Origin of the sequence: Lysobacter cavernae, from assembly GCF_042648505.1 — a bacterium.
Taxonomy (GTDB): domain Bacteria; phylum Pseudomonadota; class Gammaproteobacteria; order Xanthomonadales; family Xanthomonadaceae; genus Lysobacter_L; species Lysobacter_L cavernae.
Genome location: NZ_JBHRXK010000001.1, coordinates 856,421 through 878,517, shown reverse-complemented (window position 1 = coordinate 878,517; position 22,097 = coordinate 856,421). Strand labels below are relative to the sequence as shown.

The 22,097-nt window shown below is 60.3% G+C and carries 17 protein-coding genes; 13 read left to right on the top strand and 4 right to left on the bottom strand.

The features are described 5' to 3' along the window. Positions 1-102: 102 nt before the first annotated feature. Entirely contained in the window at positions 103-1,482 is a 1,380-nt protein-coding gene (gene ppnN / locus ACFOLC_RS03695) for a nucleotide 5'-monophosphate nucleosidase PpnN (RefSeq protein WP_386757614.1), read from the top strand. Positions 1,483-1,512: 30 nt separating this feature from the next. Here the strand turns inward: ppnN and ACFOLC_RS03690 are convergent, their stop codons facing one another. Then, positions 1,513-2,478 carry a sensor histidine kinase gene (locus ACFOLC_RS03690; RefSeq protein ID WP_386757612.1) on the bottom strand — a complete coding sequence of 322 codons (966 nt, stop codon included), beginning with the start codon at positions 2,476-2,478 and terminating at the stop codon, positions 1,513-1,515. 232 nt (positions 2,479-2,710) lie between these two features. Between ACFOLC_RS03690 and ACFOLC_RS03685 the strand changes: the two genes are divergently transcribed. The 6 genes from ACFOLC_RS03685 to ACFOLC_RS03660 are packed head-to-tail and all read left to right on the top strand — an operon-like array spanning position 2,711 to position 9,179. Then, complete coding sequence (locus ACFOLC_RS03685) at positions 2,711-3,310, top strand: GspH/FimT family pseudopilin (RefSeq protein WP_386757610.1); 600 nt, start codon at positions 2,711-2,713, stop codon at positions 3,308-3,310. Between the two features lie 20 nt (positions 3,311-3,330). After that, positions 3,331-3,783: a type IV pilus modification protein PilV gene (gene pilV / locus ACFOLC_RS03680; protein ID WP_386757608.1), complete on the top strand. Its 453-nt coding sequence runs from the start codon at positions 3,331-3,333 to the stop codon at positions 3,781-3,783. A gap of 35 nt (positions 3,784-3,818) precedes the next feature. Next, complete coding sequence (locus ACFOLC_RS03675) at positions 3,819-4,820, top strand: PilW family protein (RefSeq protein ID WP_386757606.1); 1,002 nt, start codon at positions 3,819-3,821, stop codon at positions 4,818-4,820. 53 nt (positions 4,821-4,873) lie between these two features. Then, on the top strand, positions 4,874-5,350 hold the full coding sequence (locus ACFOLC_RS03670; RefSeq protein WP_386757604.1) for a pilus assembly PilX family protein: 477 nt from the start codon (positions 4,874-4,876) through the stop codon (positions 5,348-5,350). Between the two features lie 13 nt (positions 5,351-5,363). Then, complete coding sequence (locus ACFOLC_RS03665; protein ID WP_386757602.1) at positions 5,364-8,732, top strand: pilus assembly protein; 3,369 nt, start codon at positions 5,364-5,366, stop codon at positions 8,730-8,732. A gap of 15 nt (positions 8,733-8,747) precedes the next feature. Continuing rightward, the gene (locus ACFOLC_RS03660; protein WP_386757601.1) at positions 8,748-9,179 is read left to right on the top strand and encodes a type IV pilin protein; all 432 of its coding nucleotides are present in this window, start codon (positions 8,748-8,750) and stop codon (positions 9,177-9,179) included. A gap of 256 nt (positions 9,180-9,435) precedes the next feature. Here ACFOLC_RS03660 and ACFOLC_RS03655 read toward each other — a convergent pair whose 3' ends face one another. Next, positions 9,436-10,269, bottom strand: a complete 834-nt coding sequence (locus ACFOLC_RS03655) for a hypothetical protein (RefSeq protein ID WP_386757599.1) — start codon at positions 10,267-10,269, stop codon at positions 9,436-9,438. A 103-nt stretch (positions 10,270-10,372) separates the two neighbouring features. Between ACFOLC_RS03655 and ACFOLC_RS03650 the strand changes: the two genes are divergently transcribed. The 3 genes from ACFOLC_RS03650 (at position 10,373) to ACFOLC_RS03640 (ending at position 13,230) form a co-directional block, all read left to right on the top strand. After that, entirely contained in the window at positions 10,373-10,681 is a 309-nt protein-coding gene (locus ACFOLC_RS03650; RefSeq protein WP_386757597.1) for a helix-turn-helix domain-containing protein, read from the top strand. 714 nt (positions 10,682-11,395) lie between these two features. Further along, positions 11,396-12,022, top strand: a complete 627-nt coding sequence (locus ACFOLC_RS03645) for a hypothetical protein (RefSeq protein WP_386757595.1) — start codon at positions 11,396-11,398, stop codon at positions 12,020-12,022. Between the two features lie 248 nt (positions 12,023-12,270). Beyond that, a complete protein-coding gene (locus ACFOLC_RS03640) occupies positions 12,271-13,230 on the top strand; it encodes a tyrosine-type recombinase/integrase (protein ID WP_386757593.1) in 960 nt (319 codons plus the stop codon). Between the two features lie 12 nt (positions 13,231-13,242). Here the strand turns inward: ACFOLC_RS03640 and ACFOLC_RS03635 are convergent, their stop codons facing one another. Beyond that, on the bottom strand, positions 13,243-14,643 hold the full coding sequence (locus ACFOLC_RS03635) for a PIN domain-containing protein (protein ID WP_386757591.1): 1,401 nt from the start codon (positions 14,641-14,643) through the stop codon (positions 13,243-13,245). Between the two features lie 465 nt (positions 14,644-15,108). Beyond that, positions 15,109-15,333: a helix-turn-helix transcriptional regulator gene (locus tag ACFOLC_RS03630; protein WP_386757589.1), complete on the bottom strand. Its 225-nt coding sequence runs from the start codon at positions 15,331-15,333 to the stop codon at positions 15,109-15,111. A 1,644-nt stretch (positions 15,334-16,977) separates the two neighbouring features. Here ACFOLC_RS03630 and ACFOLC_RS03625 point away from each other — a divergent pair. Genes ACFOLC_RS03625 through ACFOLC_RS03615 form a run of 3 tightly spaced genes read left to right on the top strand, consistent with a single transcriptional unit; the run spans position 16,978 to position 22,091 of the window. Then, a complete protein-coding gene (locus ACFOLC_RS03625; protein ID WP_386757587.1) occupies positions 16,978-18,441 on the top strand; it encodes an ATP-binding protein in 1,464 nt (487 codons plus the stop codon). Beyond that, positions 18,434-21,148 carry a Z1 domain-containing protein gene (locus ACFOLC_RS03620; protein ID WP_386757585.1) on the top strand — a complete coding sequence of 905 codons (2,715 nt, stop codon included), beginning with the start codon at positions 18,434-18,436 and terminating at the stop codon, positions 21,146-21,148. The genes ACFOLC_RS03625 and ACFOLC_RS03620 overlap by 8 nt, the downstream gene beginning before the upstream one ends. Beyond that, positions 21,132-22,091: a PD-(D/E)XK motif protein gene (locus ACFOLC_RS03615; protein WP_386757583.1), complete on the top strand. Its 960-nt coding sequence runs from the start codon at positions 21,132-21,134 to the stop codon at positions 22,089-22,091. The genes ACFOLC_RS03620 and ACFOLC_RS03615 overlap by 17 nt, the downstream gene beginning before the upstream one ends. Positions 22,092-22,097 lie beyond the last annotated feature (6 nt).

Below are 22,097 nucleotides of genomic sequence, written 5' to 3'. Positions count from 1 at the left end.
CGCGAAAACGGCCGGGATTTCCCGGCCGTTTTCTTTTATGGGAGACGCCGCTGCGCTAGAGTCACTCCCCACAAGACGACGAAAACACAAGAGAACACACGGATGACCGCCACCATCACCACGGCCCTGCCGACGGTAAACGCCCGCATCTACCCACGCGGAGGGCTTGACGTCCTGTCCCGCGACGAGGTCGCGCGCCTGCGCGATGCGTCCACCGGCATGCACGACCTGCTGCGCCGTTGTGCGCTGGCCGTATTGACCAGTGGCAGCACGTCCGACGACCCGCGCGCGGCGCAGGAGCTGTACCCGCATTTCGACATCCAGGTGACCCAGCAGGATCGCGGCGTCCGCATCGACCTGGACAACGCACCGGCGATGGCCTTCGTCGACGGCGAGATCATCCGCGGTGTCGCCGAGTTGCTGTTCGCAGTGGTGCGTGACTTGGCCTACACCGCGATGGAGCTGGCCCCGGGTGGCAGCCAGGACCTCGAATCCTCGGCCGGCATCACCGATGCCGTATTCGGTCTGCTGCGCAATGCCCGCATCCTGCACCCGACCGATCCGAACCTGGTGGTGTGCTGGGGCGGCCACTCGATCTCGCGCGACGAGTACGTCTACACCAAGCAGGTGGGGTACGAACTGGGTCTGCGCGGGCTCGACATCTGCACCGGCTGCGGTCCGGGCGCAATGAAGGGGCCGATGAAGGGCGCGACCATCGCCCACGCCAAGCAGCGCCGTAACCGCACCCGCTACATCGGCATCACCGAGCCGGGCATCATCGCCGCGGAGTCGCCGAATCCGATCGTCAACCACCTGGTGATCATGCCGGACATCGAGAAGCGGCTCGAAGCCTTCATCCGTCTCGGTCACGGCATCATCGTGTTCCCCGGCGGCGTCGGCACCGCGGAGGAGATCCTCTACCTGCTCGGCATCCTGCTGCGCGAGGAGAACGCGCACCTGCCGTTCCCGCTGGTCTTCACTGGGCCGACCGCGTCGGCGCCGTATTTCGAGCAGATCGACAAATTCCTGCGACTGACCCTGGGCGAGGCTGCAACCTCGCGCTACGAGATCATCATCGGCGACCCGGACGCGGTCGCCAAGCGCATGGCATCGGGCATCCGCAAGGTGCGCGAGCACCGCATCGCGCAGAAGGATTCTTTCTACTTCAACTGGTCGGTGGATATCCCGCTGGAGTTCCAGCGCCCGTTTGCGCCGACCCATGAGGCAATGGCCGCGCTCGACCTGCACCACGGTCGCAAGCCACACGAGTTGGCAGCCGACCTGCGCCGCGCGTTTTCCGGCATCGTCGCCGGCAACGTCAAGGAAGATGGCATGCGCCGGATCGAGGCCCATGGTCCGTTCGAGATCCACGGCGATCACGACATGATGCAATCGCTGGATGCATTGTTGCGTGCATTCGTCGCGCAGCGCCGCATGAAGATCGCCGGCGAGTACAAGCCGTGCTATCGGGTGGTTGCCTGATTCGTTTCCGGAGGATGTGCCGGCGCTGAGTCAGCGCTGGTCCGGCGTGGTCGGCAAGCGCACCGTGGCGATGAAGCGTCGCCCCTCCTGCTGGGTCAGCACGCTGCCGCGCCCGCCGGTGAGCGCCTCGATCCGCACCTGCGAGGCGTTCAGGCCGACCTGGTGGCCTGGGCGGTTCTCGCCATTCGTCGCCAGGGGATTGATGATGCGCACGATCACGGTTTCCGGCGTGGTCGTCACCGCGATCTCAATATCACCACCATCTGCCCTGCGCTCGATGCCGTGCCGGATCGCATTCTCCACCAGCGGTTGGATTGAGAGGGCGGGCACAGTCACCGCCGGCAATTCACGAGGTAGCTTCCACTGCACTCGCAGACGCTCGCCGAAGCGCAGCGATTCGATCTCCAGGTACCGCTGCGCCAACGCCAACTCATCCTCCAGCGAGATCTCGCGCGGCCCGGCCAGTGCCGCGCGGAACAGGTCCGCTAGATCCAACAGCAGGCGCTCGACCTCCTCGGGCCGCCGGTGTACCAGCGCTGCGCCGGTGTTGAGCGTGTTGAACAGGAAGTGTGGGCGAATGCGGGCCTGCAGGGCTTCCAGTTCGGACTGCTTGGCGCGCAGTGACAGTTGTCGCGCATGCCAGTAGTTCTGGAATGCGGCCAAGCCCAGCAGACCCACCGTCAACACCAGTGCGGTCAGTCGCAATACGAAGGAAATCCAGTCGTCCTGGCCGAAGTTGCCCGCGCCACGGAAGAATATCCAGGTGACGCCGCTGATGATCCACGTGCCCATCAGCAGCAGCCCCAGGGCGATGTAGGCGATACGCTGCGGACGCAGCCGCGCCAGCCACGATCGCGACAGGTAGAGACCGCCCAGCGCGAACAGGGCGATCCACTGGATCGAGAGTGAGGTCAGTCCAAACAGGATCCATCGACCCTGTTCGATGCCCGGAGCCAGTGCGAGCACGGCCGCCAGCCCTTCACCGGCCAGCAGCATCCAGATGATCACGGGCGCCTGCCACAAGGCGTCGAGTGGACTGGCGGTGTGATCGGCTTCACTCATTGGCAGGGCGTGGGCTCGCGTTCGGTTCCGCATGATGCCGTGTGCGGGAGCCCGGCGAATACCTCTCACACCGCTGGGTCCACCCCGGGGGCCGTTCATCGGTGCCACTCTGGCGGGAAGGGGGGCACTGGCCTAAGGTGGCCGTGCATCTCTGGGGAGACATGCAATGCCCATACCAGAAGACCTGCGCAGGCGCGGTCGTGTACTGCCGCCGGTTCCTTTCCATGCCGCAGGATTCACCCTGATCGAGCTGATGGTCACGCTGGCTGTGCTGGCCGTGGTGATGGCCGTCGCCATGCCCAGTTTCACCTACGTGCACAACAGCAGTCGCCTCAGCAGCGCGGCCAACGAACTGGTCGCGACCCTGCAGTTGGCGCGGATGGACGCGATCCGCTTCAACGGCAAGGTCGCGGTTTGTCCCAGTAGCAATGGGGCGGGCTGCACGGCCGGCGGGGCCTGGACGCAATGGGTCACTGTGGCCGACACCGATCGCAACGGCAAGGAAGAGGTCCTTCGCGTCGCGTCGGTCAAGGACCCGATCCAGGTTCTCGCCAGTGGCAACGCCGGCAACAGAATCGAATTCCGCGCCGATGGTCTCGCGCGCAAGGCCGACGGCACCTTGCTGAAGGTCAGCTTCGGCGTATGCATGCAGACCGCCAAGCCAGCCGACAACCAGCGCACGGTCACCCTGGTATCGGGCAGCCGCATTTCGACGAAAGCAGAGAACAAGGCCAGCAAATGCGATGCCCCGCAGGACCCCGCATGAACAGGAGTACGGAGTTCCGCATGTCCGCTTTCGTTCCCATCCGAGCGCCCCACCATCAGCGCGGCGTCGGCTTGATCGAGGTCCTGATCGCCGTGCTGGTCATGGCGATCGGCCTGCTCGGCATTGCTGCCTTGCAGGCCACCGCATTGCGCAACAGCCAAAGCTCGCTGGAGCGCAGCCAGGCGGTGATCCAGAGCTACACCATCTTCGACGCGATGCGCGCCAACCGCATCGAGGCGCTCGGCAATGCGTACAACGTCGGCATGATCTGCAAGCTTGAGGCGGCCGACACGCTGGCGAAGAAGGACATCGCCGGCTGGCTTACCGCCATGCAGCGGACGCTGGGTCCAACCACCTGCGGGAAGATCAACTGCGATGCCAACGGCCTGTGCACAGTCAGCGTGCGCTGGGATGACTCGCGCGCGAGCGGTGGCGACACGCAGCAGACCATCGAGACGAAGACCTACCTATGAACCGACGCCCACATACTCACCGCTCCACGCCGCGTATGGCACGCGGTCTCAGCCTGATCGAGCTGATGATCGCGCTGCTGCTGGGCTTGCTGGTGGTCGGCGGGGCGATCGGCATCTTCGTCTCCAACCGCCGCGCCTACAACGCCACCGAGAGCCTGTCGCGCGTGCAGGAGAATGCTCGCGTAGCTTTTGAGATGATCTCGCGCGACGTGCGTGAGGCCGGCGGCAGCCCCTGCTCCAAGAACCTGCCCACCGGTAACGTGCTCAAGGACCCCACCACTCGCTGGTGGAGCCGCTGGGGTGACGGCGTGCATGGCTACGACAGCGCATCCGCCAGCGCGGTGTTCAAGGAAGACGCAGTCAGCAACAACGTGGTGGCCGGCACCGACGCACTCGATGTCATGACGGGCAGTGCATTCCCGGGCCTGACCGTGGTCGACAACAATCCCGATGCGACAAGCAACTCGGCGAACTTCAAGCTCAACCAGAAACCGTCCGACGCCGGCTTCCACGACGGCGACATCGTGATGGTCTGCGACTACCGCCAGGCTTCGCTGCTGCAGATCACCAACGTGGAGGACACCAGTGCGACCGTGGTTCACAACGCCGGCGGTTCGCAGAATCCCGGCAACTGCAGCAAAGGCTTGGGTTTGCCGACGGTCTGCAGTCCCAACGGCAACCGCTACGAGTACGGCACGAATTCTTTGCTGGTCAAACTGCTGGCCGCGCGCTGGTACGTCGGCAACAACCCCAACGGTGGCAAGTCGCTGTACCGCGCGACCTTGCAGTCGCAGACGGGCAACGCCACGGCCAAGGCCGAAGAAGTCATCGACGGCGTGGCGGGAATGCAGCTGGAGTACCTGTTGCCAGGCGCCAACGACTACGTCGATGCGACCGCAGTCGCTACCAACTGGCCCAATGTGATCGCTGTGCGCATCACCATCCAGTTGGAGAGCGACCGCAAGGACGGCACGGACAACCAGACGCTCAAACGCAATCTCGAGCACATCGTTTCACTACGGAACCGCAACGCATGAAACAGCCACGGTATCTTTCGGGTTCTCGTCGCCAGTCTGGTGTGGCGCTCATCGTGGTGTTGATCCTGTTGATGGTGATGACCCTGCTGGGTCTGGCTAGCCTGCGCGGCACGCTGATGGAAGAGCGCATGAGCGCCAACCTCTTCGACCGAAGCCTCGCCTTCCAGGCCGCCGAGTCGGCGCTTCGTGAGGCCGAGGTCCGACTGGCGCAGGACGGCATCCAGGCAAAGTTTCCAACCGTCAACTGCAGCGAGGGTCTGTGCGCGCAGCCGGTGGCGGCCGATGGTGTGAAGGAGCGCTGGCAGGATCCAAAAGCCGAGTACTTCACCCAGGCTAAGAGCGTGGGCGACCTGGTCGGCCAGCCCGAGTACTTCATCGAGTACATGGGCGAGGCGCCGGCCTGGACGTTCTGCGACAGCGAACAACCGATTCCTGCCAACTGCATGAAGCCGCGTTACCGCATCACCGCGCGCAGCAGCGCGGCTGGCCGCGCCGCAGTGCTCCTGCAATCTAACTATGCCGCGCTCTGATCGGAACCCAGTCATGACGACCCAGAAGACTTCCCATCACCGAGCCAACTCCAAGCTCGCGCTGGCCATCGCCTTCGCCTGCACGCTCATGGGCAGCGTGACGCACGCCGCCGTGGACGTGAAGAACATTCCGCTGAAGATGGCGGAAACGGTGCAGCCGAACGTTCTCTTCATTCTCGACGACTCTGGGTCGATGGAATACCTCTCCATGCCCGCGGACGAGGACGATTCGCTGTCGGACAATCCAAGGGATCGGGGTTCGGCCGTCAACACGATCTACTACGACCCAACGGTAACTTACCGTGGATGGCGACAGGCCGATGACACGTACATGGCCGACAGACTGCCGAGTTCGGCCTATAGCGACAAGAGTCTGGCAAGCGGAAGTACGGACCTGACTCGGAGCAATCAAACTTTTTATGTGCTCAATGCCGGCGCCACTGACCTGAGCAGCAACGGCAGTTATAAGCGCTACGTGCTCTACAGCAACAGCGGCGGAGCTGCCGAGTGCACATGGTCGACGTCCTGGTCGTGCACCACTGTTACAGAATTCCCCTGGCGACTCGACAGCAAGAACAACAAGCCGACGGTAGCCCAGGAATGGCAGAACTACGCCAACTGGTACTCCTACCATCGCACGCGCATGAAGGTCGCCAAGGCCGGCGCGTCTGAGGCCTTCGGAGGTCTCAACCGCACTGATTACCGCGTCGGCCTGGATACCATCTGGGGGGGCAGGAATGGCTCCAACCTTGAGTTTCCGATTCCCGTCGGAACCGAGAACGGTGTGTTTTCGGGAACCAATCGTACCAACTGGTTCACGAAGTTGTTTGAGGTCGAAGGAGGCGGGCGGACGCCTCTGATTCCCGCTCTCACCAGTGCGGGCGAATACTTCAAGCTGACGGGAAATGATGGCCCGTACGGTGGCAGGTTGTCCGCAGACAACAAGCAACTTCAGTGCCGCCAGAACTTCGCCATCCTGACCACGGATGGTTACTGGAATGAGGGCAGCACCGCCATCGGGAACGTCGACAACACCGAAGGCGTCGACGTGCTGAACTCGAAAGGGGAGACGAAGAAGACCTATACCCCGGAGCTCCCCTACAAGGACAGCTGGAGCAACACGCTGGCCGACGTGGCCATGCAGTACTGGAAGAACGACCTGCGCGGCGACATGGCGAACATCGTCCCGGCGTCTGCGGCGAATCCAGCGTTCTGGCAGCACATGGTGACGTTTGGCGTCTCGATCGGCTTGAAGGGTACGCTCGATCCGGTCAAGGACATGGCTGGCCTGAGGGACGGCACCAAGAGCTGGCCGAGCCCTTTTACCGACAGCAATGGCGACGGCAGGGCTGATGAAGGCCCCTGGCGCATCGATGACCTCCTGCATGCAGCGGTGAACGGCCGTGGCTCCTTCGTTGCTGCAAGTAATCCCGAGGCCTTCAAACGCAGCCTGCAGGAGGCGCTGGCCACCATCACCAACCTCACTTACTCGCGTTCCAACGTCTCGGCCAACAGTACTGCGCTGCGCGAGGGCACCCATGTTTACCAGGCCAGCTATGTGGGTGGCAGCTGGACCGGTGGCCTGAAGGCGTATCCGGTGCGGGAAGTGATCAGGAACGGCAAGAAAGAGGAAGAGATCTCGCCTACCCCGACCTGGTCCGCCACGGTCAAGTACAGCGGACGCAAGGTGCTCACCGAGGGTGGAAACTTCCCATCCGCCGCTGCCAAGGCGACACTCGATGCGGTCGACGTGGATATCGTCGACTACCTCAAGGGCGACCAGAGCAAGGAGCTCAGCAAGGCCAACGGCAAGTTCCGTAACCGCAGCAGCTTGCTGGGCGACATCGTGTACAGCTCGCCGGCCTTCGTCGAAGGCGATGTGCCGATCACGGCTGACCAGCCCGATGTCGACGATACGGTGTATGTCGGAGCCAATGACGGCATGCTGCATGCGTTCAACGCGGACGACGGCACCGAACGCTTCGCGTATGTGCCGGATGGCCTGGATTTCGCCAAGCTGGCAAAGCTGGCGGACCCGAAGTATCCGCACTATTTCTTCGTCGACGGCCCGGTGGTGGTGTCCACCCGGCAGCAGACCCGCACCACGGCCCATCCCGATGGCCGCAACATCCTCGTTGGTACGCTCGGGCGCGGTGGCAAGGGCATGTACGCCCTCGACGTCACGGACGTGACCCAGCCCACCGTGCTGTGGGACAACACCTGGAACGACACCGTCGGCACCGACTCGGGTATCGACAAGGGGGCAACGAGCGCATGGAGCGACAAGGACAAGCAGGTCATGGCGCACATCACCAACCCGCCGTTCATCACCAGGATGAACGATGGCAGCCTTGGCGTGATCACCGGTAACGGCCTGCACCTGAAGGACAGCGACGGGGCGGTTACCGCCGATGAGATCGACCAGGGTGCCCTGTTCGTCGTCAATCTGGAGACGGGCGCGGTCATCAAGAAACTTGTCGTGCCGGGCACCAACAACAGCCTTTCCGCCCCGCGTGGCTGGGACACGGACCGTGACGGCGACGTCGACTACGTCTATGCCGGTGACCTGCAGGGCAATGTCTGGAAGTTCGACCTTACCAACGCTGATCCCGACAAGTGGGGAGCAGCGTATGGCACTGACCAGAGCCCTGCGCCGATGTTCGTGGCCAAGGACAAGGACGGCAAGCGCCAGCCCATCAGTGGCGGCCTGACCGTGGCCGTGGACCCGACCACCTATTCCCGCATGGTGCTGTTCGGCACGGGACGCTTCCTGACCGACGACGATCCGGGTGACAAGTCGGTGCAGACCATCTATGGCCTGATCGACGACGACAAGGAAATCACGGGTCGCAGCGAACTGACCCAGCGCAAGATCGTCACTGAGGAGATCACCAAGGAAGGTGTCGTTGTGCGCGGCTTCGAGCCGGCCAACACCGCCTTGGACAAGGACACCCGCGGTTGGTACATGGACCTGCTTGATCCCGACACCAAGATCGGAGCAGAGGGTGAGCGCGTCTTCGGTCAGCCCCGCAACGAGGCCGGTGTATTGCTGATCACCAGCGGTATTCCCAGTGGCGATCCCTGCGACCCGAACGGCACCGGCTTCACCTACGCGATCGATGCCTTCACCGGATCGAGCTTGTCGGAGCAGTACTGGGACACCAACAACGACGGCGTGGTCGACAAGAAAGACAATGTTGGCAACACGACAGCCGGCGGCATCGGCCATAACAACATGCTTACCGATTCGATCACCTTGCAAGGCAACGACGGCCAGGGCAAGGTAATCAGTGGCGACTTCGCGGGAGGGAGGCAGGGACTCGGCAATCAGAGTCAGATGATGACCGGCCGTATTTCCTGGCGCGAGATCATGGGGGACTGACCAGTGAGCATGATCATGAGCAAGCAGCACAAGAACGGAACTGGTTTCACCCTGATCGAGTTGATGATCGTTGTTGCGATCATCGGGATCCTGGCGGCCATCGCGTACCCGGCCTACCAGAACCACGTGATCAAGACCCGGCGTGCGGCGGCTACCGCCTGCATGCTGGAGGCGGCCCAGTTCATGGAGCGCTATTACACGACGAATATTCGATATGTGGACGACAAGGGAAATGCGCCCGCACTGCCGGCGACGAGCTGTGCCAATGACCTGCGACCGTTTTATACGTTCAGCCTGTCAAGCGTTGCCGCGAGCACGTACACGGTCGACGCCACGCCCCAGGGGCATCAGGAGGCACGCGACAAGAAATGCGCGAAGCTCTCCATCGACCAAGCCGGCAAGAAGATAAGCAGCAACACCGGGACCCCAGTGAGCGAATGCTGGTGATGCGTTGCGCAGCAGGGCCTGATGAACCGGGCTCTTTCCAAAGCAGAAAGGCCGCGATTACTCGCGGCCTTTCTTTTGATCTGGCGCCCGAAGTTGGTTCCGAACCGGGCGCGCAAATTATTGACTTGAATACAGATTTTCGACATTGGATTCTCGATCTACTCGGAAATCTACTCGTTCGAGCTAGGCCGGTGGATCGGTCAAGGAGTACATGAGCCATCGTCCGCGGACTACAGGTGTGATCGCAGGTTCAACACTACTCGCAAAGCTCCCATCGATCCGGGACGTCCCAGACTATCGAGGGCTGAAAGCCGCTAAGCGTTGAGCCCGCGCGCCCGCTCGGCTGTGCATCGGCCACGCGGATCTGAATCTTTCCATTGTCCGGACTGACACCCTCGGTAAAGCCTACGTACCGAATGCCACCTTCGCTACGGCAGATCCGGGCACCGATTTTTCTCTTCTCAGAGATGGTCAGGCCGTCGCCTGCTTGTTCCGCCACCTCGGCAGAGGATGCCTTGAACTCGGCCTGGCGTGTTTCCGCATCGACCAGGTCCTGGCCCCATGCAATTTGGACGTCGCCTTCGTCGACGATGGATCCGACGGAATGGGACCAATCCATCCGTGCACCTCCGCCGCAGTGCGCCGCGACCTTGTTGCGCAGGAAGCCGCGCTTCAGAACATTGCCCGTTTCCACATCTAGGGCGATGAACTCTCCGTCAGCGGTGTAGCAGGCGCCCACGGAACCCAGCGAGCCGCTCCCGCGTGGTTGGCCGCCGTCCATGGTGATGGTCTTGACCGGCAGCATCACGTATTCCCGACCGGCGATCCTGGCCTGTCGAGGATCCCGGTAGACGCCTTCCTCGAGTATCCAGCGGTAGCCCATCAGGCCGTATGCACCGGCCAGTTTGATAACCCGCGGGTGTTCCACGACTACTCGAAGCCCCGGCTTGTCTTCGAAGGTCGTGAACTCGAGCTTCTGCTTTTCCACCGAAATGACTTCCGCCGCGGCGACAGTCAGGACCGGCATCGCGACGATCCCCAACGACGTCAGCAGCCATACCCCAACAGCTGGAAAGATCCGCTTGCTCATTGCAAAGCCTCCATGAATTCCCTGTCCTGCCCGCGCTATTCGCGGATATCGGATATAGGAATACCACATATAGGGTTTCGGTCGAAGTCAACGGACAGACCGGATGCCCAAGTCCCTCTACAGCGCGGAAGCAGCCGTCCTGCGACGGCGGCTTCGTGCTGTTCGGGAGCAGTTCGGTGTCACCCAGGTAGCTCTCTCCGATGCACTCGGTCGCAGCCAGACCTTCATCAGCGACGTCGAGCGAGGGGTCCGTCGTCTGGATCTGGTGGAGCTATGGCAATACTGCGGTGCACTAGGGATCGACCTGACCGAGTTCGTCAGCGACTTCCAGTCCGAGATCGAAACCAGCAAGTCCAGGCGCCACAAGGTTGTTCGCGCCGATCCTGCCCGTCGCCCGCGTAAACGCTCATGATTCCTTACCGCAACCATTGAGTGGCAGCGCAGCGGCGTTGGCATTCATCGGGCGTCTCCGGCGGCTCGTGAAGCCAGCCTTTCATGCTGGCGATGCACTGACCGCACAAAACCGAGCATCACGGCGGCAATCAGAAAGACCTCCGCTATCTGCGTCACCGTGCAAATGGCCAAGATCGCCTCGCCATCGGATTGCGTTGCCCTGAGGGTCCCTACAGCAACACGCGCAGGTACGAGAGCCATCAACAGCTGGCAGATGGTAGCCAGTGCCTGGTGACGGACCTTCTTCAGAGCATAGTCCGGCCCCCGCTGGAGGCTCCGGAGGTGTTGCTTGCCTGTTAGCGTCGTGCGCAGTAGCCGACGCCAGTGCCCTCGATGGAAGGAACGCAGCCAGCGTCGCAACAGCAGGAGCGTGATCGGTGCACTGATGATGCCGGGGAGAAGAAGGAACAGGACCAGACAGAGCGTGTAGCGTCGCCGCCAGACGGAACGAACTTGGGGGCCATCGGGTTCCCGTGGCGTTCGGACCGCAGAAACAAGCTGAAACCGGTGTTGCGGCATCGCGGACTCCATCAAGACGCGTTGGCCCTACGGATGACATGCTTGGGCGCTCCGCTAATCAACGAGGAGTTCTGCTGTTTGCAGAAGACCTTGCGATTTAGGCAATAGAGACAATCCGTCATGAAGGAAAGCTCTCTCCCAAAGATTCGCCGACATGCACTTTTCCTGGCGTCCGGACTGGACGTGCGATTCCCATCTTTATGAAGGACATCCCCGTTGCTTCAATGTCGAAGTCCGCGATGACAGCCTTGCCGTGCTGCTTAGCGAGCGACAGGCTCTGGGTGGCTTCATCCAGGTGCTTCTCAAGCTTGCGGCGACCGCTTCCACGCAGGACGACAAGGAAGCGACGCGGCGCCATCAGGCCTTGCGTCAACAAGCGATGAGGTTCATGGATTTCGAGCAGATCCGCGGGTTGGTTCCTGAAGGGGCCGACCCTGCCGCAGATGAAACCGTGCTCTTCCATCCCGACGCACTGCCGGATGATGCCGCGCTGCGCATCGGCCTATGGCGCGCCTCCGTCGCGATCCTTGAGAGCTGGATCGAGGCACGCCAGATCCTCGACTGGGGGCGGGGCGGGATCGATGTCCACGAAATGATGCTTGGCGCCACGATCGAGCGGGTCCAGCGCCTGCTCGAAGCGAAGGTTGCACGACACGTGTTTGCTGCCGGGTACCCGCTTGAAGTTAACGACCACATTGAGGCATCGCTGCTGGGAGAAGGCATCAGGATTGTCCTGCTGCGGGCGCCCACCAAGCGTGCGGCGGATTCGCTCGTCGATTAGGCGGGTGTCGGTACGGAGGCACTGTAGAGGCAGGCCCTCCCAGGTACCTCCGAGCCATGGAACAGTCCGCAGATCACGAATGCCGGCGAGTCCATCGCCCCAGCGAACACCTCTCGCATCTTCTGATGCTGCTCCAGGTCGAGACCAAGCCTCAACCGCCCAGCGCTTGGTTGTCGGCAGCGATTGCCGAACTGCTGCGCCGTGTGCACGTTGCACGATCCGCTGACGGTCACCTCGAGGAGCGTTGAATGACCAACATCCATTCCCTTCCGGTCAGGTCGGTTGCCAGCGGATTGCTGCGCGAATTCGCGATGCTATGGTTCGACCAGATGTCCGTCGCCTGGCGTCCGGGTACGCAAGCCAGCGTGCGCAGCATTTTCGGTGCTCACCTTCTGCCTGTATTCGGAAGCCGGACTGTGGACGATTTCGGCCGCGCCGAAGTTCTTGCCTTACGTGCGGCGCTGGCGCGGGGTCTGACGCCGGTGGGCAAGCCTCGTAGCCCACGGCGGGTGAATCGCGTGATGGCTGTCCTAGCCCAGTTGCTGGCCGAGCGCGAGCGCCAGCTCGGGGTTGCTTCACCATGCCGGGAGCTGCGGGCGTTGCCTGCACGGCGCACGCGGATTCAACCTTTCAGCTTGGCCGAGCTGATGACGCTCGCGCAAACGGCGCCGACACATCTGGGCGATTACATCCTCATCCGCGGGTTGACCGGGCTGCGCAGCGGCGAAGCCAACGGCATGCGCTGGGACCAAGTGGATTGGGAGGCCGGAACCATTACGATCAGTGCTGCTCGCGTACGCGGTCGTCAGGTGCTGCCGAAGAACCAGTTCTCCGAGCGCGTGATTCCGATGATGTCAGTCGTTCTCGACGCGATGTTGCGGCAGTGGGTACGGACAGGACCTGCGGGCGGTTTCGTCTTCCGGACAACGCGGGGCTGTCCCATCGATACCGGCAACTTTGCGCGCCGTGATTGGCCCAACATTCTGGAAGTCGCAGGCATGTTGCATCGCGCGCCCGAGCAACTGCGGCATACGGCCGCCAGCCTGATGCTATCCGCCGGCGAGGCGCCGCAGTTCGTGGCCAGCACGCTGGGCCATAGCGACTGTCGAATGCTGTTCACGACCTACGCCCGCTGGATTCCTGCGGCACTCGGGCGACCGGATGGGCAAGCCATCGCGTGGGAAGTGAGCCTCGCGCTGGCGGCATGAAGGGCCCGACACCTAGAAGTCGACGTCAAGTTCCCGTTTGAGAAGCTTGCGTATCAGCGCCTCGGTGTCGATGAGCTCAGTCTCGATATGGACGGGGTACATCATTTGTTGGGGCTCTGCGAGATTGCCTGCCGATACAAGAATCTCGATGGCACCGCGCAGAGGCTCATCGCCAATGGCAAGCCGTTCCAGCGATAACACGAGCTCATCTGGACGGAGGCCATGCCGAAAATCGCGACATTGGCCTTCAACGCTGGTTGCATGGCGATCGTCGTCATACTCCCAGTAGATGGTGTGGCGGTCCCTTGCCATGGGAGGTGTAGAAAGACGGGTCAGATCGAGATGGCGTGAGACGTCGAGCGGCATCGCATATGGCACTCGCCCAAGATTCGCAAAGGTGTCAAAAATCCCTCCCTGAGGGCGTGAAGGAGGCTCAGGAAAGTATCGGGTGGGATCGTCTTCGTGCTCCAAGGCGTCGACATTCACCATGTGGAAGTCTCCGAGCGTTCGGATGCGAACTATCAGGTTCTCTGCTCCCGCGCTGCCCTTGTTGGTAATTGTCAGCGGGAGCTTCATCGAATTGGGATCTTCGTTCATGAAGCGCCACGCATCACCCAGTGCGAATTCCACGGCATCCAGCCAATTGGCATGTTCCTGGAGGTACGCAGCCCACCTTTCATCACTCACTTTCTGTAGCGCAGCGAATGCACCACCGATTCGGAAGTGAGGCTCGCTATGGGAATCAATCGCGTGCTTCGCCCTTACTGCCCCTGTCGCAGCTGAAAGGAACGCATTGGGCAGTGGCAGAAAATAGTCGGTTTTGAGCCTGATGTGTCCATCCGGGTCCGTCGGAATCTCAACGACGATGTCTGGCGACCTGCCTTCCAGCACCTTCATTCGGCGTCTAACGTCCGCAAGTTCGCGCTCCACCTCGCTCGGCTCTGGATCGAGCAACCATTCTTCGGGAACAACTTGCGTTTTCAGACCCAATCCAGCCGCATCCTCGAGCGGAACCGTGTCGTGCGACAGGAACGTGACCCGATCTCCCACTGTCTCCTTGAGCGCATAGGCTTCGGCGACAATTCGCTCGTCTGCCGTTTCGATTCTGTAGTCGATGGGCAGGCTTGAAGCCGGAGGTCGTTGGGCGGCCCGGAGCAACACGCGAGGGGCAGTAGTGCGAAGCTCGATCTCCTGTATGCCCTCGGTGGTCAGTCGGCGGAGGACTGCAGATGCGGCGCGCGCCTTCTTTGCCCGACGCTGATTTCCACCACTCTTGAGGCGGTCGAGTTCCTTGCGAACTTCGCGAACTACCAGCAGTACGACCTCATCTTCGGCCGTGACTCGCTTCCAGTCGATCTTGTCAGCCGGCTGGCACTGCAGAAAGAAGTTCGTATCGGGTGCGTAGATCTCCATGGCTCATGTTCGCCTGACGCATCCAATTTCTCAACGTTACTGCGGCGGTCTAGGTGCGTCGGCCGTCGGTCATGCGACTCGGGGCTTCAGTCCCAAGTTGCGCGCCGCCCGTATGGCATGTGCTCGGGAGAAGAACGTACGAGGGCGCGGAACATGCCACCCGGTCGGACGGATCAGATTGGGAGCCACGAGGATGTCGTCCTGCAGCACCCGCCTGAAACCGTAGCCTTCGACGCGTAGCACCCAGTCGCGCTTTCCGGGTCCCGCCGGCACCGGCGTCACGGCCCGCACCAAGCCTGCCAAGCGTGCCAACTGGAGCGGGAGCAATCCGATGAGCCTTTCCATCTGCCTGTCTCCTTCAAAGGATGGTGCGCACTGTGCCGCGGAACAATCTCAGCGATCGAGACTTCAGGCGCCGTCCTTCGAGCGAATTTGATCGTACGATCAAATGTCCTGCATGGGAGGTCAGGGTGCACCTGTAGCCGTGTCGGCAATGGCCGCTACAGGCCGGCGCGATTCACGCGCGCTCAGGAAAGCCTCGACGTCGGCTTCCCGCCACGCTGACGTGCGGCGGGTAAGCTTTGTCGGTGGCGGAAATTCGCCGGCCTGGATCAGCTTGTATACCGTCGAGCGCGCCAATCCCAAGCGGTCAGTTATTTCTTGCATCCGCAGGTAGGTGGGCAGTGCCATGCAAGGCGCTCTCGCATATTTCGATGGCATCAGGCTAGCGTGCCTTCCCGGGTGGAAACCACACTCCAAACCTCGTATCGCTGGCCGAAAATCGCCGAGAATCCCGGGAAAAGCCTGCTTCCTGACCCGGAAGTTCAGGCAGGCCGAATGAATGCCTCTTTTCGGCGTCTGATTGATCAACCTGCCGCGACATCTTAAGTCGAGTCTGAAGACATCACGGGCAATGTCGGCCAGCGAATTGGCCACGAAGCTTGTGCGGACTGCTGCGGGTCAAAAAGTCGTCCATTGACCCATGGATATACCCGGAGCTCACGTTACACGCGCATTCCATGCGCAAGAAAAGTCGTCCACTGGTACATCAAAGTCCATAAAAACGGCAAAAACGGCCCCTTTTAAAGCCTTGCGGCTGCGACAGACAAGGAAAAGTCGTCCATTGGTACATCGGCGTACGTGGAGTTCACGTTACACGTGCATTCTGGGGACAAGAAAAGTCGTCCACCGGTACGCGGGGCATCTTCAATGCTTGCTGCGTACGGGCGCTGAAGTGATCGGCAAACGGCCCTGCGACTTTGAAGCCGCCTCCCGAGTCGAAATTTTCAACTTTCCTCGTATGAATAATGGTGAAAATATCGACATTCCTCGAATTTGAGGGATCTCGAACATTCCTCGTCCTATGGGTCCTAGTGCGGCAATCGCCATTTTTTCGCAGGATGCGAACTTTCCACGTATATAACGAGGGATCTTCAAGATTTCACGATAGATAGATCTACGATAAAAAAGAGATCGTTGAGTGTTGGCCATACAGCAGTATCTTTCGATAGCTGTACCCGAGTTGGCCGGCATCAGTGACTGGCTGGTGAAAGCCAGCGCCACGGCCTTCCGTTTGAGCCAACCGAATGCCTCACGCATTCGGAACTGCTTTGCGGCGCTCACGATGACTTCATGAGTCGACGGGAAGCTCAATGTTTGGCGCGTAACCTTGGATTGCCGGCAACCGGGTCAACGGAGCGTATCGTTCGCCTGGCTTCCCTTGTCGTCGCGGATCCGAGGACTTGGGCCCGCGCGGATTTCGAGCTGGTACTGCCGCATTTGTCCGTCCACCAGGACGTACGTGGCGGCGCCAACGTTGATGCCTTGTTGCGAGAGGGTCTCTCTCGAGGAATGGTTGATCCTGCCGTCGCGCTGGAGCCCGGCGCCACGTCCTGGTCTTGGGCGCGGCGCTACTCGGGTAACGATGCCTTCGTCCTCGTCACTGGCGGCCTCAGGTTCGCCCGTCGCAGAGATCCGCGTCTTGGCCCAGGTAATCGCCCCCTGTTCCACGCGCGGCCAGCTAAAGGGGGCTCCCTTTGGGATGCGATCCGGGAGGGGGCAATTACCCTGCTGCCGTAGGCCAGAGCCGCCCGGACACCTCGGCTCTCCGGTTGGATGGACATACCTTGTCTGCCCGAATAGCATTCCGTACGGGGGCGTGCGTTTCAGTATGGCCTGATGTGTTGTCTTGTCTCGCCTTTTGCGACACCCCAAGGAGAAACTCGCGTCCATGCGGGACGCAAGCTATTTGGGGGAACGGATGGCGAGACACATTTCAGGGTTGCCGGATGAGAGCGTTTCAGGTCTTCGTGCCGAGCGTTCGAAGGATGGCCGATGAAGATGGAGCCGTCTCATACGCTTGAGGTAATTCCGGATCCTGTCTCGCTCATCGAATCAATGAGATCGGTGGGTTACTCAGTAGAAGCCGCCGTTGCTGACATCGTGGACAACAGTCTTTCGGCCGGCGCAAGGACTGTGCAGATCCAATATGACGCCTCCGATAACCCGTATGTTGCCATCTTGGATGATGGTCATGGGATGGCGGCGGATGAACTCACGAATGCCATGCGCCATGGCAGCAGCAACCCCACTGACCAACGTGGGGCGCACGACCTAGGGCGGTTCGGGCTTGGACTGAAGACGGCATCCCTGTCCCAGTCCAGGCAGCTGACTGTTGTCAGCAAGAAGGAAGGTGCGGTTTCAGCAAGGTGCTGGGACTTGGATGTCGTGCGGGACCATGGCAAATGGGTCGTGGTAGTACCCGACTCTGACCAGTTGGAAGAGCTGCCGATGTACAGGCAACTTGCCGCTCAGAATTCCGGCACTCTGGTGGTGTGGAAGGACTTGGACAGGCTGACGGCCAACGCCAAGGATCCCCAACAGGAAATCACGACCCGAATGGAGCCACTTTTCGAGCACCTTGCACTGGTGTTTCACCGCTTCACACAGAAGGAGGGAGAACACCCTGCCATCTCGATATCAGTGAATGGGCTTCAGCTTCCGCCTCGTGATCCGTTTCTCGGATCCAATCCATACCGACAGGCGTTGGAGGGGCAAGTGATCACCCATGCGAGAGGAAGGGTGGAGGTGTCGCCTTTCATCCTCCCGCCTATCAGCCACTTGTCTATGGACGAGGTCGAACTGGCTGGGGGCCGAGAGGGACTGCGGGGTACCCAAGGCTTCTACATCTATCGTGGGCGGCGCCTGGTGATTTGGGGCACTTGGTTCAGACTCGTACCCAAGCAGGAGTTCTACAAACTGACACGTGTTCGGGTGGACATACCCAATTCGTTCGATGAGCTGTGGTCACTGGATATCAAGAAATCCGCAGCTTATCCGCCCGACGTCATCAGGGATCGACTCAAGCAACTTATTCCGCACTTCGCCGAGAAGAGCAAGAAGGCAATCCAGTATCCGGGGCGCAAGGCACGAACCGTCGCAGCTGTTCCACTCTGGAACAGGTTCGAACCCAAGCACGGAACCTTCACGTATCAGGTCAATGTCGATCACCCCTTGATCGGACAGCTTTCCGAGCGATTAGGCCCTTCCGATCAACGGCATTTGCAGATGATTCTGGAGTATCTCGGATCCTCCATTCCATTCGAATCCATCTACGCCGACATGTGCGCAGATCAGAGGCGCGATTCGAACGCAGCAAGCATCGATGAACTCGTCGAGATGGCTCAGTGCCTTCTGGAGGTCACCGGCTTGGATCTGGCCACAGTCCTTGGGATCGATCCGCTTTCCAGGTTTCCTGCCAATCACGATGCCATCAAGGAGAGATTGAACCGTGTCTGATCCATTCGTCACCGCCATGGGCATCATCGGAACCAGGGACCTGACAGAGGAGCTCCTTGCCGACGTAATGGCAAAACTGGCGCTCGTCTTCCCTGACATGGATCTGGAGCCAGCCAGGCTTCAACTCGAAGCCCGACTCGGCCTCACCATGAGCAGCGGTGAAGGTCTCACGAGTGGGGAGAACGAACCATGGGTGGAGGATGCGAAAGCATCCATCAAATGGACTTACTGGGATTCCTATGCAAAACAACTGCAGTCACAGGGTTTCACGGCTCCGATCCTGAGGGCCATCGACGAGGACACCGACAACATCCTGACCGAATGCGGGAATCCTGCTGTCAAGGAGGGATGGCGTATTCAGGGGCTCGTGATGGGGGATGTCCAGTCGGGAAAGACGGCGAACTATTGCGGTCTTATCAGCAAGGCTGCCGACTCCGGTTACAAGGTCATCGTTCTGCTCACGGGGATGATCGAGGAACTCCGTTCGCAATCGCAGGAGCGAATGGATGAAGGATTTGTCGGACGGGACAGCAATGACATCCTCGACGGCCAGCAGGGCCCATTTATCGGCGCCGGTCGCTACAGGCAGGTCATCCCGAACGTATTGACCTCCGTAAGTTCGGACTTTCTCACGGCCAACCAGAGGTCCCTGAAGGGAATCCCGCTTCAGAACTTGAACGAGCCATTGCTGCTCGTCATGAAGAAAAACACGACGCCCCTCAAGCGCCTGATCGACTTCCTTAAACACCAGATGCACCACGGGGCAACAAAACTGGATATCCCCCTGCTCATCCTGGATGACGAAGCCGACAACGCATCCGTCAATGCAAAGAAGGACGAAGATCCCGCGCGTATCAACGGCCTGATTAGGGAGCTACTCGATCAATTCAGGAGAGCATCCTACGTCGGCTACACGGCAACCCCGTTCGCAAACGTCTTCATCAATCCCGATCCCAAGCGCAACGATCTCTTCCCGAGCAATTTCATCTACAGCCTGAAGCCCCCCAGCAACTATGTCGGTGCCGCCTCGATCTTCATGGAGGACGGACGGCTGGCTGGACAATTGGAGACCATCACTGATATCGAGCCGATTATTCCGGAAAAACACGGAAAGGATCTGGAGCTTGATGTACTTCCGGAGTCCATGACGGATGCGATCGGGGTGTTCCTCATCTCCTGCGCAATTCGGGACCTGCGCGGCGAACCGCTCAAGCATCGGTCAATGCTGATCAACGTCAGTCGCTTCACGGATGTACAGGCTAGGCTGGCTGAAGTCGTGAAAGAGCACCTCTACGCGCTCGTCAATGAAGTCAAGCAATATCTTGCCGCTGACGGGATATGGGGGAAACATGGGCCGTTGGTCAAGTTGGAATCTCTCTTTCACACACACTATGCGGATTGCGGGTTCGGCTGGGACGAGATCAGAGCCAAACTTTACGACTCCGTTGCTTCGGTCAAGGTGTTGACGATCAATCAGAAGACCGAGGCCGAAGATAAGCTCAACTATCGCCAGTATCGGAACACCGAGAAGGGCCGGAGAGTGATTGCGATAGGAGGCCTCACTCTGTCGAGAGGCCTCACCCTCGAAGGACTCTGCGTCAGCTACTTTTATCGGAATTCCAAGGCATACGACACATTGCTTCAGATGGGTCGCTGGTTCGGATACCGGCCCGGCTATGAGGATCTGTGCAGGATCTGGATGACCGAAGAGGCCCAAGAATGGTTCGGCCATATCTCGGAAGTCGTGTCAGAGCTGAGAGCCGACATCCGGTACATGCACGTCAATCGACTGCCTCCGAGTCGTTTCGGCATTCGCGTGCGCTCTCATCCCGATACGCTCCTTGTCACGGCCCAGAACAAGATGCGGAACTCCGATGAGGTGGAGGTGGAAGCGTCGTTCAGCGGCAGGGGCATCGAGACTCCGGTCCTCCCGAGATCCGGGGCGATGAATGCCGAAAACACTCGAGTTACGACTAGGTTTCTGCAGAATCTCGGACGATCGGAGCTCTCCGGATCCCGTCATGTGTGGCGTAATGTCCCATCCAAGGATGTGGGCGCCTATCTGCAGACTCTCAGCATCTCGCCTCACAATCAGGCGTTCATTGCGGATGCAAGAACGGGTGAAAGCCCGCTGATTTCGTTCGTGATGGATAACGACGTCGAGTCGCTTCAGACGTGGGACATATGCGTTGCTCAAGGGGATGGTGATCTGGCCGATGAACTTCAATTCATAGGGCCGGACGGGACGTCGACGAGCATCAAGAAGCGGGAACGACAATTCGAGCGGCCGAGGCCCTCGGATTCGATATACGTGAAGGTCAACAAGCAGCGGGTGGGCGAGATCGCAGACGAGAAGGTGGATCTGCCGAAGGAGTCCATCAAGAAGGTCGAGGATGCATGGCGGGACGATTCCAAGAACGAAGGGAAGCGCGTATCTGGGCGAGCTTATCGGGCATTGCGGGATCGCCCACTCCTGACCATTCACCCCATACAGCCGGTTAGTCCGGGCAATCCTGATGGCAAGAGTGCAAACCGTATCCTGCCGACGTCCCAGATCGATACTGATCTACTACTGGCCATTAGCCTTTCATTCCCGCAATACGAAGAGTCGAACAAGACTTCGGTTCCCTATCGGATCAACAAGGTATACCTGCGCAACATCGGCTTGCTCGATGAGGATGAAGGATCGGATGAAGACCTCGATTGAGAAGGTATGGGAATCTGCAGTCAAGAAGGTTCATGTGGCACCTCCGAAGGATGGCGATCTGATTGTCTTTCGGGTTGATGAGCTCTCCGGCACGGGCTGCTACGGCGGAGTTGATAGCGAAGGCCATTTGCTGCTTGCTGTCGAGGTCAAGGCGCTGCCGCCTCTGATCGAGATTCGGTCCGCCGCACTCGACTATTTTCGCCATGAACGAAAAGGGCTTCGGACATGGCTGATGGTGTTCCGATTGAAAACAAACGCATTGATTCCGGTGTTTGGCAGGCTTTGTCAGGATTTGATCGACGAGATCGAAACCGTGACCAGCGAATCAGCACTGTTGGGAGCCGTACAGCGACGAATTGCGCTGTGGCAAAGGCTGTTCGAGAACGGCCCTGATGGCCTTCTCGCTGATTTCCAGATCAAAGGTTTGCTTGCCGAACTCCTCTTCATGGAATCGGAGTTGGCCAGCGGAGTTCGCAAGCCGCTGGAGATCGTTACCGGGTGGCTTGGGCCATCGGGAGGAGACCAGGATTTCATGTTCTCGGATCAGGCGATCGAAGTGAAAGCCGTAGGGCCGTACTCCGAAGGTGTTTCCATCAGTTCGCTTCGGCAGTTGGAATCGTCCATTCCTCTTCGACTTCATGTCCGGACAATGCGGGCGGCATCTCCTGCCGAACCCAATGCGCAAACGCTGAATGCTGCCATCGCGAGAATCGAGCAGGCTTTCGCACCACACCCGCAAGCGTTAGCGCTGCTCCGCGGGGCACTGTTGGAGGCCGGTTTCGTAGCCCACCCTCATTACAGTGAGGTTGCTTTCGAACCGGTGTCCGTAGAGGAGTTTCCGATTGGCGGGGGATTCCCCAGACTCACAACGTCGTCGGTTCCCGAAGGCGTCGCATCTGCGACGTATGTCCTTTCGCTGCAAAAGATCAGATCCGGCAACTAGAGGGAG

What these genes read in the sequence shown, in the direction of transcription:
- ppnN (WP_386757614.1), top strand. Translation starts at nt 103, where the DNA reads ATGACCGCCACCATCACCACGGCCCTGCCGACGGTAAACGCCCGCATC.
- ACFOLC_RS03690 (WP_386757612.1), bottom strand. Translation starts at nt 2,478, where the DNA reads ATGCTGCTGGCCGGTGAAGGGCTGGCGGCCGTGCTCGCACTGGCTCCG.
- ACFOLC_RS03685 (WP_386757610.1), top strand. Translation starts at nt 2,711, where the DNA reads ATGCCCATACCAGAAGACCTGCGCAGGCGCGGTCGTGTACTGCCGCCG.
- pilV (WP_386757608.1), top strand. Translation starts at nt 3,331, where the DNA reads ATGTCCGCTTTCGTTCCCATCCGAGCGCCCCACCATCAGCGCGGCGTC.
- ACFOLC_RS03675 (WP_386757606.1), top strand. Translation starts at nt 3,819, where the DNA reads ATGGCACGCGGTCTCAGCCTGATCGAGCTGATGATCGCGCTGCTGCTG.
- ACFOLC_RS03665 (WP_386757602.1), top strand. Translation starts at nt 5,364, where the DNA reads ATGACGACCCAGAAGACTTCCCATCACCGAGCCAACTCCAAGCTCGCG.
- ACFOLC_RS03660 (WP_386757601.1), top strand. Translation starts at nt 8,748, where the DNA reads ATGAGCAAGCAGCACAAGAACGGAACTGGTTTCACCCTGATCGAGTTG.
- ACFOLC_RS03655 (WP_386757599.1), bottom strand. Translation starts at nt 10,269, where the DNA reads ATGAGCAAGCGGATCTTTCCAGCTGTTGGGGTATGGCTGCTGACGTCG.
- ACFOLC_RS03650 (WP_386757597.1), top strand. Translation starts at nt 10,373, where the DNA reads ATGCCCAAGTCCCTCTACAGCGCGGAAGCAGCCGTCCTGCGACGGCGG.
- ACFOLC_RS03645 (WP_386757595.1), top strand. Translation starts at nt 11,396, where the DNA reads ATGCACTTTTCCTGGCGTCCGGACTGGACGTGCGATTCCCATCTTTAT.
- ACFOLC_RS03640 (WP_386757593.1), top strand. Translation starts at nt 12,271, where the DNA reads ATGACCAACATCCATTCCCTTCCGGTCAGGTCGGTTGCCAGCGGATTG.
- ACFOLC_RS03635 (WP_386757591.1), bottom strand. Translation starts at nt 14,643, where the DNA reads ATGGAGATCTACGCACCCGATACGAACTTCTTTCTGCAGTGCCAGCCG.
- ACFOLC_RS03630 (WP_386757589.1), bottom strand. Translation starts at nt 15,333, where the DNA reads ATGGCACTGCCCACCTACCTGCGGATGCAAGAAATAACTGACCGCTTG.
- ACFOLC_RS03625 (WP_386757587.1), top strand. Translation starts at nt 16,978, where the DNA reads ATGAAGATGGAGCCGTCTCATACGCTTGAGGTAATTCCGGATCCTGTC.
- ACFOLC_RS03615 (WP_386757583.1), top strand. Translation starts at nt 21,132, where the DNA reads ATGAAGACCTCGATTGAGAAGGTATGGGAATCTGCAGTCAAGAAGGTT.